The organism is Xenorhabdus aichiensis (assembly GCF_028598775.1).
In the GTDB taxonomy this organism is placed as follows: Bacteria; Pseudomonadota; Gammaproteobacteria; order Enterobacterales; family Enterobacteriaceae; genus Xenorhabdus; species Xenorhabdus bovienii.
In genome coordinates, this window is sequence record NZ_JAQRFO010000068.1 from 1 (window position 1) to 14,599 (window position 14,599).

The window sequence follows — 14,599 nt, forward strand, 5'->3', positions numbered from 1 at the left end:
AGGGCCGGCAATCCCCTGCACCGGCAGACGTGAAGTGCCGGCGCCCCCTAATCCCCCCGACGCCACTGGCCCGGCAATGCCCTGAATGGGCAGACGTGGGGTGCCGGTGCCGCCTAATCCCCCCAACACGCCCGCCGCCTGTTTCGCCATATGGGCGGCCTGCTGTCCCTGCTGGATCAGGGCCCGCCCTTTCTGTAATTTCGCCATATTCTTTTTTATTGACATAACATGTCTCCCTGATTAACGCCCGCCGTCAGGGGTGACGGTGGACTCATGGTGTGTGGTCTGTTTCTCGGCCTGTTTTTCAGCCGGATTGTCGGCCGCCTGGCGCAGCCGGTCATAGCGGCCGAGCAGGGCGTTAAAGCGGTCATCAATGCCCTTCAGCAGTACCGGCGGCACCGGGTCCCCGCTCACCACCCGGGCGTTGAGCTGGCGCAGCAGTTCTTCCAGCGGCACTTCGCTGCCGTGGCTGCGCTGGAGGTCATAGACCGCAGTTTTCAGGTACGAGAGCGTGAAGCTGCCCCGGGTGCGCTCCTGCAACAGGATTTTGTCGGCCAGCTGCTGGAGCTGGTCGCGGGTGGTGTGCCAGCTGCCTTTCAGCGGGATACTGTCGATACGCGCGGTCATCGCCTGTGTCCACTGACGGGTGGCGTTCCTTTGCTCGGCCGAATCCGGCCACTGCTGTTCTGCCGTGCCGGTCAGCGTGCGGGCCGCGTCCCACGTCGCCAGCAGGGGCGTCTCGGCCAGCCGGTCCAGCTGGCCCTGATAGCCCGCCAGTTCGGGCTGGTACAGCCACGCCAGCCGGGCCCCGGCCGGGGACGCCGTGATAGCCGTGAGCTGCTGGTGCAGCGGTTTATAGAACAGCAGCCAGCCGCCCACCAGCACCAGCAGGCCCAATAACGCCCCGAGGCCAAAGCCCTGCCACGCACTCCAACCCCGCGGCGGCTCAGGAAACTGCACCCGCACCCGCGGGCTGTCCGCTTCCTGTGGGCGGTCAGGGCGCGGCGGCGCGGACGGCGGCGGCATTTCCGGCTCGGTGTCGGACTGGGACAGGTAGACCAGCGGCGGCATCTGCACCGGCGGCTGAACCGGTTTCGCGGCCGGCCGCGGTTTTTCCAGTTTTTTCGCCGCGTTCTGGAAGAACCACAGCAGGTTCTCCACCCGCGGCAGCCGTTTCAGGTCGGACTGCTGCAATCGGTCGATAATCAGCTGCAACGCCCGCTCCGCCCGGTAAATCATCCGCAGGTCACCGGTGCCGAAGTCCATCTGGCGCAGCTGGCTGCCGGTGCGGGTGTGGAACCATTCCAGTAAATCCGTGCGCACGGCCGGCTGCGGCGGCCACAGCGCCTCCCACTCACTGACTATCACCCCGGCCAGCAGTTCACAGCCTTCGGTAAAACCCGCCAGCCCGTTCAGCTGCATCCGCGCCAGCGTGTAGTAAATCGCCGTCTGCAAATCAACCCCGTTACGGCGGAACAGGGTCAGCGACAGCGATTCCACCAGTACCCAATTGACTTCCGGCTGGGCCGGGTGGCTGATTTTGTTGATTTCGTCGCGGATAACCGCAAATTCCGGCAGATTCTGCGGACTGCCGCCCGCCCGGATGATTAAATTCTCAGAATGTTCGCTCATGCTCTGGCCTTCCTCCTTAAAAAAACCCCCGCCCGGAGGCAGGGGGGATGGTGCTTGCTGAAGACTGACTCACACCCGGCTTCAGTAGAGGGTGTCCGGCAGTCTGAACTGGCTGAACAGGCCGCCCGCAAACGGGTTGTCCGATTCGTCCACGTAGATGCGGTAGGTCATCTCGCCGCCGTCCACCGCGAAGCGCACGTCAAACGCCCCCGGCTGCACGTTGGTCAGCTTGCCGCTGTTAATCAGCCGCAGCTGCGCCCACGGGCCGGTGAAGCTCAGGCTGCGCGGGGCCGCGTTACTCCGGTCCGGCATCAGGGTCAGCCGGCTTTCCGTGCCCGCCCGCATCGAGTTCGGCCACACCAGGTGCGCCACGTTGCTGCGCCCGTGCGCATAATCCACCAGCTGGCCGTCGAGGTTCAGCAGGCCGCGGCGTTTGTTGCCGGTCAGGCTCACCGGCTCAATGGCAAACGCCGTGCCCAGCCCGTTCTGCGGGGTGAAGAAGGTGGTGCGGATACGGTCTGCCACCGCCAGCTGTTTCAGCACGTCCTGCCGGATAAGCTCGCGCCCGTCAGTCCCGGTGGTCAGGTTATTTTCCACGAACGGTTTCAGGCTCTGCTTATAGAAGGTATCCAGTGTCCCGTCCGGCCGGAAGAAACGGTCAAACTCACTCAGCGGCACGTCTTCGGTGGCGGCCGGGTTGAACGGATACCGGCCGGCCAGGTAGGTCTTATACTGCTTGACCACCGACTCATTCCATTCCACTTCCAGCGAGCGCACCGCTTCCATCATCACCACCCGCCACGCCTGCTCGGCCAGGTCACCGACCCAGCGGTTCAGCGGCTCCGGCAGGTTTTTCGCCATCTGCTGCACTTCAAAAATCGCGTCGCTGTTGTTCTGGTCCAGCCGCAGCTGCACCGCCTGTAACGCCGCCTTGCCCGGCACCGGCGAGTTCTGGATAGCCAGCAGGTAACGGTGCAGCGCCATCAGTTTCTGGTAGACACTCTGCAACGTACTGCCCTTGTCGCCGTGCTCAACCAGCACCCCGGTTTCCGGCGCAAAGTCGCGGTTGATGCGGTTTAACAGCCGGTAGTCCGCCTGCGCCAGCAGCGCCTGTTTTTCCTTGTCGCCCAGTGAACTGCCCAGCTCCGGCGGCCGGGTGTTGTCACTGAGAATTTGCAGGGCGCGCTTGATCGGCTGCTCGCCGCTGATCACCTGTTCGATGGCGCTGATGGCCTGCGGCAGATCCTCAAAGTCCCGCACTTCCAGGTTATTCATCGCCGCCCGCCAGTGGGCGGTGTAATCCCCGACGTACAGTTCGGTGATCTGGCGCTGGATATTCCCCTGGTCGGTCTCGCTGTACCGGTTCTTCTGGGGCAGGTTCAGCACCCAGCTGTCCATCACGGTCAGGTCCACCAGCTCTTTGTCCTGCCGGACAAAGTAATCCGTCAGGCCGTGGCGGGTCAGGAACTGCGGCACGGTCAGCCGGCTTTCGTTGCCGGCGATAAACACGCTGTCAAAACTCGGCCCAATCTGGTCACGCAGGTTGATCGGCGGCGGCAGGGTTTCCTGCGCCTTGAGGCGCAGGTTCTGGTAGACCCGCAGGTTGATGGTCAGCGCACTCAGCTCCTGCTGGGCCTGCTTAATCGGCTTCACAAACGGCGCGAAGCGGGCGAGGGCCTCCGGGTTGCCCTTGTCGCGCTGCGCCTGCCAGTCGGTATGGGCCAGCGCGTAATCCAGGTGGGTCAGCAGTTGTTCCTGCAAGTCACGCTGGCCGTGGAACGCCTTGCTCCAGCGCGCGCGCATGTACTGCGCGACCAGGCCCGGGTTACGCTTGCTGCTGTCCTCCATCATGCGCATGACCCGCAGGATCTCGAGCTTCTCCTCACTGCCCGCCGGCGCCCGGTTCAGGTCGTCCAGCAGCCCCTGCATCAGCGACGGCAGGAAACGCTGCTCCAGCAGTTTCAGGTAGGTGCCTTCCACATACGGCCCGACCCCGTCCCCCTGATACAGCGCCATGTCGGTCAGGAAGGATTTTTTCTCGTGGTAGTTGCCGTAGGCCAGGGTGGCGTCCCGGATCGGGTTCAGCAGCGGCAGCTGGAGGTTGCCGTAACGGTCATCCCCGTCCGGCGGCGGCACGGACAGGAAGTTTTTCGCCTGCGCCAGCACCTCTTCCCCGGCCTGGTAGTTTTTCTGGTAGAAGTAATGCCAGCCGCCCCACAGCGCCGCGATCACCAGGGCACTGACCGTGGAGAACGTGTATAACTGGCGGCGGTTCCGGCTGAGCCAGAGACGGTTTTCCGCGGCGAGGTTCGGCTCCGCCAGCAGCACGTCCTCAAACAGGGACTGGGTAAAGTACGGCAGGGTGTCGCCCGCCGGCCACGTCGGGAACGCCTGCGAGCCGAGGTGGTACTGGGCTGACGCGGACTGGGTGAACAGGTCATCCATCTGGCCGATCTGGCGGGCGGAGGTCAGGTAGACGCCGCGCAGCATCGGGCGGTGGTGTTCATCGTTGTACAGGATGTCTTCCAGCATCTGCGCAATATAGCTGTGCAGCCCCTGCACCTGACGGGTAAAGCTGAACAGGTCGCTGCGCTGGTTGGCATCGACGCCGTTGAGCATCATGTCCGGCATCGCCCCGTTGAGGTTGGCCATCCACTGCTGCCAGAACTGCGCCAGCTCGCTGCGCCAGGCTTTTTCATCCCGGTTGTTGAGGCTGAAGGTCACGCCGAGGATCTGGTCACGCTGCTGGCGGTCCAGCGCCTGATACATCGCCCCGAAGCCGTGCAGCAGGTCAATTTTAGTCATGACCAGATAGAGCGGCAGCTGGCTGTGGAAGGTCAGGCGGAGGTTTTGCAGGCGGCGCTGCATGACATGGCAATAAATGCCAAACATGTTGCTATTGTGAAGAAATTGGCGGGTATTTTCGGTAAAAAATGAAAATTATGGCGTGATTTAACAGGTTCTTTGAAATTGGATGTATATCCAGTATTTATTTTGCGAGTGGCTTCGCAAAGGTCAATTTTGATGATGGAAAGTTGTGCAGGGTGGCGATAAGGTAGGCAATGAAATCTGAACGCGGCTTTATCGTGTCTCACCACGGTAAAGCCGCTAACCACAACAACTATAGAAGGTAGTTATGATGGCTAACACGCATTCTAATGCAGGTACCCGCATTTACAAAATTTCTCAACCGGAACGGTATCAGAAAGTCGTTTACCGCCCCAAAGGACTCAACCGCACCATTCCTGCCATTAATTTAAGCGGAAACTGGCTCAGTGAAGCTGGGTTCTCTGTCAATGATCCGTTAAAAATCAGAGTGATGCCGGGCTGTTTGATCATCACCGCCCAAAATTTTCCTGAACTCTGGCATTGCTTAAAAAGCCTGAATGAAGGTCAATGGGATGATATCGCTATTGCCGACTGGCTGCGGCAATTTCCCGGCAAACTGAATAAAACAGGGCTGAGAAAAAACACCTAACCATCTGTTTTATCAAAATAAAATAAATATTTCGAACACAAAGAATGAACGGCTTTCCAGCGATTGATAGCAATATTTTCATTTTGGGAAGCGGTTCGCATTTATGTGAATAAAAACAATCTAAATCAACAAGGAACGTCGCCATGAGTCTTCAACTTTCATTACAGATGGCAGAACTGCCGGCATGCGTGATCACAGGCAGCGCATTGGGGCAGATTGGCTTTACCACCGATGCACTGTTTCGAATTGCGCAATTTGCCAATGGCTTGATCCTCTCACTGATTGAGCCAGAAACCGAGCCGGATCTCGCCGCACTGATTCAGGAAACAGACCTAAACCCGAATCTGGGGATCGACTGGGTACGCAAAAATGGCAAGCTTTATCTGGCAGGTGACTGGCTGGCAGAAAGCGGCTTGCTCAACCATCCTGTTACTGTGGAAACTGCCTATGGCACGATTGTGCTGCGGGCTGAAATGCCAATATTACTGGCCTGAATGACAAAGAAATAAAAATAAACCGGAATGCGGGAATGAGTATCCGGTTCTTTTATATCAACCTCTTAAGATCCCGCTATTTTTTATGGACATTCCGATTTGTCAGTAAGATATAAATCAAGCAGGCTGACATTTTTTTCTATAAAAACAGTATCATTATATTTTTTAGCCGTAAAAATCAGCGAAAATTTATCTTTGCCATTTTCCAACATACGGATTTTATCAAGCTGTTCGAAACGTTCTAATAAGACATGTTCTGCCATTCTTTTGAGCATTTCCATGATGTATTTCCTGCCCTCACCTGATTTTTCATGATATAACGTCGAAAACATTATAAATTCCTTTGGAAAATCTTCATCCGTAGGAGATTCGAACAGAGAGGCATAATAGTTAATATAGTTCTCTGTAAAAGATGTTTTTTGACAGTCTTACGTATTGTTGCGCATCTATCATATTATTTTCTCATTTGTTATTTCAATCTCATCATTTCATTGAATACTAAATTGGAATAAACCAATCCAGAATATAAAAATTATTTACATCTATAATTAAAAATAAATGGTTTTATTTAATTATTTAGTAAGATGAATCTTAAAAATAAAATAATCTGAGTATTTATTTGATAAATATAAATAAAATTCAAATAAAGCAAAGTCAATCACTATAAGCATACAAATATTTTATATTATCAGACAACCAAATAGATATTAACCTTAAAATCAAAATCCAGTTTAATGAATAAAATAAATTAATAATACTCAGCCATGAAAATTACCTATACTCACTCTAATTAAAGATTCTTGATTACTATATTATTTAATTTCAAAATATCAATATATTAAATTATTTTCATCCTGTATGTTCACATTAAAATGTATATAGGATATTATTTTTGCAAATGGTTAATGATATTTATTTTTTATTTTTTATTTTTTATTTTTTATTTTTTTGAAAAAATAGATAAAAACCAGTATAAAAACGCACTCAAAATATTAAACATTTAGTTTAAATATTGAGCGCATATAATTTCATACTTCTATAACACTCTTAAAAATAGCAGGATCAAAAAACATCAATTTTTTTAACTCCACATAACATAATTTTTTTTAAATATAGAGAAAATTTCCTCTAATTTTGGATAAACATTAAAATAGAATAAATATACATATATACCTATCACATTCAAAATATAATGAGTCTCATCACTTACTTTCCCACAAAATCATAATATTCCAAATTATCAACAAATTCTTTTTTTCTTATGAGATATAATTTTCCTTTCCTACAGAATAACCATGAACCTTACCGAAATTAATAGTATTCATAAAGTTTTTTATTATCATTTACCTGCTATATCGATTATTATCATTTTTCCACCTGAACGTTTTATATTAATATGAGGTAATTTTCCTTTTGGATCATTATGACCATAAACGCACCAATTTATTGAATTTATTGAATTTATTGAATTTATTGAATAATTATTTTTATATCTGACCTTACCGTCCTTTTTTTTAAAATTATTTCATCTTATTCTTTTTCCTGATCCCTTGCGCACCCTGAGAACCTATTTCTCTAACTTTTTGTTCCTCTGGGAAAGCAGCTTTTACCAATTCATCAGCGTCTTTTTTTTCACTTTTACAACTGTTTTTTTATGTAAGACTCCGGTCATAATGTAATATCTGAATAAAAGAAGAGAACCATAACGAGCATAAGCGGCATTGTAGATATAAGGTGAGATAGCCAGATGCTTATACTCATTTGTCAACATCCACCGGCTTGCCATACAGACAAACCTTTTTCATAATGTACTAATGAAGTAATCCTATAGAATTCATACAAGCATTAAATATATTACATAATAATTCAAGTTCCAGTTTAAAAAATTATCTACTCTAATTTAAAGCTAAAATTATTTTTTTCATTGGTCAGTAAATTCAATGATTCCCTACTCATATTTGAATAATAGCCTAAATCAGTTTTAAAACCATCATGATTTATAACATCAACTACTTTCTCAGAGAAAAATTGCATTAAAAAATTAACCTCATTTATCATTTCATATCTTTCATTAACTATTTTATTCTGTGAATAAAAACTTACTTTAGATTTCCCTTTATATAAAGATAACGTTATTTGATAATGTATTTTTTCACAATTAAGTAGATTACCTTGTTCTAAATTAGAGTTTATGTTATAGCATAAACATCCCACATCAATAACACCTTTTATGTAAATGTTTTTATCGGTAAAGCACTCACTAAATGAATAAAACACATTAGAAGAGAAAAAATTTTCTTTTATTAAAAATTGTTCATCATTATTTAATTTATCAAATATATTTACATCAGCATCAATTAAATTATTTTTAGCTATAACCCATCCTGATGGCACATACATCTTTTTAAGAGGAAACATCATTTTAATCTTTTGAATAATATTCATTTTTTCGATCTCATATACGTATTGTAATCACTTTGAGAAATTGGATGCCCATGAAATTCAGGATTAGGTGTATTGGTAACTTCCATCCGCATATATTGAGTAGGTTTACCATTGTTATATCCAATTGGTGAACCAGCATCATAAATATAATAGGATGAACCTTTATTGCTACCTAAATTAATTTTCGTACCATTTACATTTACATTTACATTTACATTTACATTTACATTTACATTTACATTTACATTTACAACAGAATAATATTCCACACCAATTATTAAAAAAGACAAATCTTAAATATTAATATATTTTGAGTGGTTTATTATTTAATTAACCCACTGATGTATATTTACAAAATAAACCAGAATGCCAATATGTTTATCTATTTTTATTTTACTCTTCGCTATATTTTCAAAATATTATTAGTTCTCTGTTCTTTCAAAAAATTAAATGATTCCCATCTGTCGATTGATAATAACTGGCCGGAAAGTGTGGCTGTTTAGCCATACCCCACGGGGCGCGCAGACGAGTGCGACCATTGAAACGGCAAAAACCAACGGACTGATCCCCTTCAATTACATCATGGCCTGTCTGGATGAACTCTGCCAGCCTGTCCCCGATTTAGGGAAACTCCTGCCATGGACGATGGTGGAGAGAAACCATACGCTCACACCAAGGCCGCGGTAGGGCGGCTCCGGTCGGCGTTGGCCTTACACGGGTATTCGCCACGGTAAAATAAAACAAGGCCGGAAGATCACAATATCATTCCGACCTTGTTGTTCTACAGAACGTTAACTATATCAAATAATTTAATACATTGTATTATGGCAATTTCTTTTTTACTCTTTTTCTATTAAGTTCAATATCATATCCATAATCTAGACAATATTCTTTAAAAGAATTATCTAGCTTTATTAATTTCAATCCTGCTATTTTTTTCTTAAAAAATTTTTCAGCCGCCATCTCAGAAAGGAAGATATGACCTGATAATAAGGTTCCTGTTATAGAAAAAATATCATAATTTAATACTTTTTCATTAAAAACTAATTTATGAGGAATAACCCCTCTATATCTGTCTTCTTCAAGTTTTGATTTATCTAAATCTAGGAAATCATTATTATTTGTAAAGTACATATAATTAAGGTCATCTCTTATTATCTCACCATCTTTAATAGATGTCGCTAAGAGTTTTTTACAAAAAAAATCGCTCATTCTAAAAGATTTCAAGAATTCAAAAAAAGAATCAGACATAATATGAGCACGACTATATCTATAGTAATTGAATTTCAGAGCACCAATATTACGATTACATAACAAAAACAATTGCTCTGGGCAATCAGGTTGTTCCATATCATAGGGAAAAGAATAGTCTGAACCCTCATAATCCCAATTTTCATTTACTTGCTTCTTTATATCCACAATCGCATGAAGATACCTTGGGATTAAAGAAGACTTGTAATCATTCATTAGCATATAGTAATTCATTAATTCAATCTCCTGCATGCATTGGTAGGAACATTACTTGACCAAATTCTATTTTTCATCTTCATTTGAAGTTTTCTTATCTCATCTCTTGCCTGCCGATCAGTTAATTTTTTATTTTTGTGATCCTCTTTTATAACATCTATAGCTTCCCTAACTTCACCAGAATATGTATTGTGATTACTACTATGGAACACTTTCATCCCTTTGCCAACATCATCCTGCATCGCTTTTTTACTGCCGGGGATATGAATACCGTTTTCCGCAGAATTCATTCTTCCGCCGATACCAATCTTATCCAAAAATTTCTGGTTTTCTTTCCAGATTTCAACCGGGATGACATGGTGAGCGGATAATCTGTCGCCCACTTTGCCACTCATCGCCTTATCTAAAACCCCGCTATCCGATAAGCCATAGGGATCGACCCAACCTACCGGATTATGCACATACCCGTAAGGATTCAAGCCCCCCATTAGCCCGATGGGATCTGGAGTCAGATACTGCCCCGTTTCACGCTCATAATACCGAAAACGGTTATAGTATAGCCCACTTTCTTTATCTTCATATTGCCCCATAAAACGCAGGGGGCAATTAACGTGATAGTCCGCGTCATTGGAAGCCAGTACCTGCGAGCGTTCTGACTGGCCCCATGTCGTGAGTCGGTGCGCCCACACTAACCCGCCTTCCTCATTCAGCATTTCCCTTGGCGTACCCTGATGGTCACTGACAATATAGTGCAGCTTTCCTCGCTCATACCGGGCCGACGGCGTCAGTGAGCCGGGTTCATACAGCCACCGGATACGCTGGTCTTCGGCAGGGGTGCCGTCGGCATATAACGGCGTTTCCTCAATTAACTGATCACCGCTCCACAGGTAGCCATGTCCCATAATGGTATCGGATTTGACCGTCAAATCCGGCTTGCCGTCCAGCCAGCGCTGTAAATTGGCCGCCGCCAGTTTGCCGTCATGGACTTTGAGTTTCCGAATTCGCCGCCCGAAAGCATCATACTGGTAATGCCAGCGGGAGCCGTCCGGGGTTTCACAGTGGGTCAGCTGGTTCAGTGCATCCCAGCGGTAGCGCCACATTTGTGGCCGGAAACCGTCCCGCTGTGCGGTCTTTTCTACCAGCCGCCCGCTGTCATCATAGCGGTAGCTGACGTCACCGCGCCGGATAATCCGCCCCGCCTGCTGGTGCTGAGTGATTTGCGCCACGGCGCCCTGTGCATCCACCGGAATATGCCGGCTCAGGTTACCGTTGGCATCATAATGGAACTGCTCTTCATACGGCCGGGCCCCCTGATACAGGGTCTGGGTTATCTGGTCATTTTGGTTGTAACGGTAGCGGGTCTGCCCCCAGCGGCCGTCATCAATCACCCTGATATTATACGCCCGGTCGTACTGCCAGCTGCGATTGACGGCCGTGGCCTGCGGCGGGAAGTGGGGGTCATTTTGTTGCAGGGTTTCACGGAACATCGCCGTGACCCGACCCGCCGACTGATGCGCCAATAACCCCGTGGCGGTATAGCGGCTGGCCAAAATAAATCCGGCGGCACTTTCGCGAACCGTCTCTTGACCCAACGGGTCATGGTGTAGAGATAATGGGCTGTGCTGGTTGAACTGGATGTGGTTAAGCCATCCCATCCGATCGTAACCAAAATGCAGGGTATGCCCGTCAAGCGTTTCCGCCGTCGGCAAGTCAGTAAGGCCATCCCACTCACGGGTAATTTCCCGCCCATTCAGCCGTTCACTCACCACCTTACCCGCCTCATCATAGTCAAATTCCACCACCGAATCCGGTAAGGCCGCACGGGTTAACCGCCGCCGAGAGTCATAGCTGTACTCGATAACGGATTGCAGTTCACAGCTTGATTCTCCCATTCGCCAATGCTCCTGTCGGCTCACCTGATCCTGGCTGGTATAACAGTAACGGATAAGCTGACCATCCGGATAACGAGTTAGAGTACGGCGGCCTACCCGGTCATAGACATATTCCACCGTCCGCCCGGTAAAATCCGTTTCGCGGATAATCTGCCCGGCCAAATCACGTTCATAACGATACGTCTCGCCGGTTGCCATCGTCACGCGGTTCAGTCGGATAAGGCGGTCGTAACCAAAATTCAGGGTGGTGCCGTCCGGCCGGGTCAGCCGGGTCAGCAGGTCAAACGGCCCGTAAGCATAGCGGGTCGTGCGCCCTTCCCCGTCCGTCACCGCTGTGACCCGGCGTTCGCTGTCATAGTCGATCTGCTGCTTTACCCCGTCCGGCAATTCAATTTCCGTCACGCTGCTTTCCTGGCTGGCATGAAACGTACTGTGCTGGTAACGGGTTTGCTGGCCCAGGGCATCGGTCACACCGCGCAGTCGTCCCAGCCCGTCCTGATCATAGCGGGTGGTGTAGCCGTTGGGCGATAAGACCTGATGCAGCCGGTGCTGTTCATACTCATAACGCCACTGCGTCCCGTCCGGCAGTACCCGTCTGAGTAGTTCCCCGTGCTGGCTGTAACGGTACTCTTCCCGCCGTCCCTGCGGGTCGGTCACCGCATCTAGCATACCCTGTTCGCTGTAGTGGAAGCCCCAGCTTTTGCCATCCGGCAATTTCGCCTGCAACAGCTGGCCGTATTCATCGTAATCATAGGCAAACATCTCACCGGAAGGCAGGGCCAATTGGATCAGCTCCCCGTACGGGCTGTAGTCGAACGTGGTCTTTCTGCCCAGTAGGTCTGTCTCTGAGAGCTTATGGCTCAGATCCCACTCCAGCACAGTTTCCCGCCCCAGCGGGTCGAGCTTACGGGTGATTTGACCGTCCCTGTTATACCAATAGCGGGTGCAGCCCCCTTCCGCATCTAGATACGTAGTCACCCGGTTGACATCGTCATACAGAAAACGATCCTGCCAATAACCCTGCGGGGTAGAAACCGACACCACTCTCCCCCGGTCATCATAGCCCATTGAGACATCCGTCGTGTCGGTATCGTACCAGCGGGTCATGTAACCATGAGTATCATATTCATGCCACAAATGACTGTACTGAAAAGTCTCACTTTCCGACAGGTAGCCCCGTTTGTCATACTGGCAAGTGACCAGCCGCTGGCGCAGTTCATCTGTCAGATATTCCACCGTCACCAATCGGTGCTGGTCATAATCCAACAGCAGACGGTAACCATCGGAGTGCGTGATCTGGGCCAGTTGAGGTATTCCCTCATCATGCAGGTCGTCATAATGGAACGTGATGCGGTTATCATGGCGGTCACGGATAGCCGACAACAAACGGCATTCACCATCCCGGTGCTCAAAACTCAGGGTCAGCTGGCTCTGGCGGTCAAAAATATGCAGTTCACCGCGCAGTTCCCCAAACAGCAGGTAATGCCCGGCATGCAGGTTAACCGAGAAAACCGACTCTTCCGGTGTATGGAAGGTGTAGACAACGCCATCCGCATCCGTGAAGTGGGTGGCTTCGCCATCCCGTCTCAGATGCTGTGACCAGTCATCCGCCCATTTTGCCCCGAACAGGCCGGCAAAGTCTGCCGTCGAGCGGTAGGTTCGGACGAGTGACAGCGGTAAGGTGCCCGGCAGGGAAAGCATAGGCCATTGCTGTAAAAAGTCCCCTGTGGTCATATCCACCGGATCACCACAGCAATCCTCTTCCTTGGGCTTTTTACTCTTCTTCTGCGTCGATTCCTTGGGTTTATCAGACTTGGTGACGCCTTTCTTGTTACGCGGCAACGGCAGCAGTCCGGCAATCACCACCGCCCACTGCAACCCCTTGTTACTTTCTGCCATGATGGGGTATTTCCCATCGGTGGCCTGGGTAATGGAAATTGAACCGGCCGCGCTGTTGATATTGGCGTCACAGGTGGTGCGGTGGCCCAGCCGGGCAATCCCCTGCCCATTGGCAAAGACGGTCTTAGCCCCTTCGGCTATCACGCCGGGCGGGTGGTCACTGCACGCGACCGGGTCGCCGACCCGGGCCACCGGTTTGCCCTCAAAGAACACATCCGGTGACCCCGCAACAATGGTGCCCGTGTTACTGCCATACTGGCCGATGGCGGCGCCAATACCCGCACACGCCCCGCCCACAAAGCCGCCGGCCGCGGCCGCAGCGGCCACGACAACCAGCGCCGCCCCACCGGTGGCGACGACCAGCGCCGCCACTGCGATGGCCGCCACCGCCCCCAACAGGATACCGCCCAATGCGCCCCACAGACCCGCATTCTTGTTCTGGTGCGCTATCGCATCCCCCATACGGGCCGGATTTTCCCCTTCTGTCGCCACCGTACTCATGCCCATGCCCGCTGCGATGGCATGGCCGATTTTATCACCGACATACGCCCCCGCCGCTGCACCGGCCGCACCGGCCGCCAATCCCACCGCAAAAGGCACGGCCGCCCCGGTGGCAACCGCAAAGGCACCACTGGTTGCCAGCGTCGCATTCTCAAACGTTTCACTTTGCAGGAATTCTAATGTCTTATCCGAGGTGGATTTTTCTGTCCGGGGCGGGGCCGGCACAGGCCTGTCCCCCTGGGCCGGCGACGGACGGCGGTTGGTTGCGGGGGGCGGGGACGGCCGTTGTGCCGCTGCCGCCCCCATCATGACATTCTGTGAAACACTCATGCTGCCTCCCTGTTATTCGCTGTCCTTCTGCTCACTGCGCAGCTGGAATGTTGCCATCATGGTCTGCATCTGCACCTTCTGGACCCCGGTCATCTCGCCCTGACAGGTGCCGGTGAATATCAGCACCTGGCCGGGCGCGTTGAGCATCATCATCAGCTGATGTACCGGGCCACTCGGCGCGCGCCAGCGAAACTCAAACGTCTCCGTTTCATGGCCGTTCAGTTCGCCGGCCTCGTGAGCCAGAGCTTCATAGTCCTTAAGCTGTTTGCCAATCGCGGTCATTTCCCGCTCGGCAAACTGGTTGAATGCTAACCCCCACGGCAGGCTGTCGCGGGAAATGGTGAAGCTGGTGCCGTTTTTATCATCCGGGCTGTTCAGCACCAGAATGCTCGAATCCTGCCAGCTGGCCGGCAGCATGAGAGTGCCGGCGTTGAAGTGGAAGGCAGAGAGGTCAAGTTTGT

At 50.3% G+C, this 14,599-nt stretch carries 9 protein-coding genes and 2 pseudogenes; 3 read left to right on the plus strand and 8 right to left on the minus strand.

The window, feature by feature from the left end; translation table 11 throughout:
• From PSI22_RS19695 to tssM, 3 genes and pseudogenes are all read right to left on the minus strand, one after another.
• Window positions 1-225, minus strand: a 225-nt coding sequence (locus PSI22_RS19695) for a hypothetical protein (protein WP_273581214.1), incomplete at its 3' end; no start/stop codon positions are given.
• A gap of 15 nt (window positions 226-240) precedes the next feature.
• The gene (locus PSI22_RS19700) at window positions 241-1,632 is read right to left on the minus strand and encodes a VasL domain-containing protein (protein ID WP_273581215.1); all 1,392 of its coding nucleotides are present in this window, start codon (window positions 1,630-1,632) and stop codon (window positions 241-243) included.
• An 81-nt stretch (window positions 1,633-1,713) separates the two neighbouring features.
• Window positions 1,714-4,494: pseudogene (gene tssM, locus PSI22_RS19705) on the minus strand (type VI secretion system membrane subunit TssM); the annotation flags it as partial.
• A 277-nt stretch (window positions 4,495-4,771) separates the two neighbouring features.
• On the opposite strand from tssM, the gene PSI22_RS19710 reads away from it, so the two are divergent.
• Together PSI22_RS19710 and PSI22_RS19715 are read left to right on the plus strand one after the other, a co-directional pair.
• Complete coding sequence (locus PSI22_RS19710; RefSeq protein ID WP_273581216.1) at window positions 4,772-5,110, plus strand: SymE family type I addiction module toxin; 339 nt, start codon at window positions 4,772-4,774, stop codon at window positions 5,108-5,110.
• A gap of 143 nt (window positions 5,111-5,253) precedes the next feature.
• Window positions 5,254-5,604 (plus strand): SymE family type I addiction module toxin, encoded by a 351-nt coding sequence (locus PSI22_RS19715; RefSeq protein ID WP_273581217.1) that lies wholly within the window; start codon window positions 5,254-5,256, stop codon window positions 5,602-5,604.
• Window positions 5,605-5,687: 83 nt separating this feature from the next.
• Here the strand turns inward: PSI22_RS19715 and PSI22_RS19720 are convergent, their stop codons facing one another.
• Complete coding sequence (locus tag PSI22_RS19720) at window positions 5,688-5,885, minus strand: hypothetical protein (protein ID WP_273581218.1); 198 nt, start codon at window positions 5,883-5,885, stop codon at window positions 5,688-5,690.
• A gap of 1,609 nt (window positions 5,886-7,494) precedes the next feature.
• Window positions 7,495-8,049, minus strand: a complete 555-nt coding sequence (locus PSI22_RS19725) for a hypothetical protein (RefSeq protein ID WP_273581219.1) — start codon at window positions 8,047-8,049, stop codon at window positions 7,495-7,497.
• Window positions 8,050-8,523: 474 nt separating this feature from the next.
• Between PSI22_RS19725 and PSI22_RS19730 the strand changes: the two are divergent.
• Window positions 8,524-8,736, plus strand: a pseudogene (locus PSI22_RS19730) (transposase domain-containing protein); the annotation flags it as partial.
• 135 nt (window positions 8,737-8,871) lie between these two features.
• On the opposite strand, the gene PSI22_RS19735 reads toward PSI22_RS19730, so the two are convergent.
• The 3 genes from PSI22_RS19735 to PSI22_RS19745 form a co-directional block, all read right to left on the minus strand.
• Entirely contained in the window at window positions 8,872-9,534 is a 663-nt protein-coding gene (locus PSI22_RS19735; RefSeq protein WP_273581220.1) for an Imm43 family immunity protein, read from the minus strand.
• On the minus strand, window positions 9,534-14,138 hold the full coding sequence (locus PSI22_RS19740) for an RHS repeat-associated core domain-containing protein (protein WP_273581221.1): 4,605 nt from the start codon (window positions 14,136-14,138) through the stop codon (window positions 9,534-9,536). Before PSI22_RS19740 ends, PSI22_RS19735 begins: the two co-directional genes overlap by 1 nt.
• Before the next feature lie 12 nt (window positions 14,139-14,150).
• Window positions 14,151-14,599: DcrB-related protein (locus PSI22_RS19745; RefSeq protein ID WP_273581222.1), on the minus strand; the 449-nt coding region annotated here is incomplete at its 5' end.

What these genes read in the sequence shown, in the direction of transcription:
- PSI22_RS19700 (WP_273581215.1), bottom strand. Translation starts at nt 1,632, where the DNA reads ATGAGCGAACATTCTGAGAATTTAATCATCCGGGCGGGCGGCAGTCCG.
- PSI22_RS19710 (WP_273581216.1), top strand. Translation starts at nt 4,772, where the DNA reads ATGGCTAACACGCATTCTAATGCAGGTACCCGCATTTACAAAATTTCT.
- PSI22_RS19715 (WP_273581217.1), top strand. Translation starts at nt 5,254, where the DNA reads ATGAGTCTTCAACTTTCATTACAGATGGCAGAACTGCCGGCATGCGTG.
- PSI22_RS19720 (WP_273581218.1), bottom strand. Translation starts at nt 5,885, where the DNA reads ATGGAAATGCTCAAAAGAATGGCAGAACATGTCTTATTAGAACGTTTC.
- PSI22_RS19725 (WP_273581219.1), bottom strand. Translation starts at nt 8,049, where the DNA reads ATGAATATTATTCAAAAGATTAAAATGATGTTTCCTCTTAAAAAGATG.
- PSI22_RS19735 (WP_273581220.1), bottom strand. Translation starts at nt 9,534, where the DNA reads ATGAATTACTATATGCTAATGAATGATTACAAGTCTTCTTTAATCCCA.
- PSI22_RS19740 (WP_273581221.1), bottom strand. Translation starts at nt 14,138, where the DNA reads ATGAGTGTTTCACAGAATGTCATGATGGGGGCGGCAGCGGCACAACGG.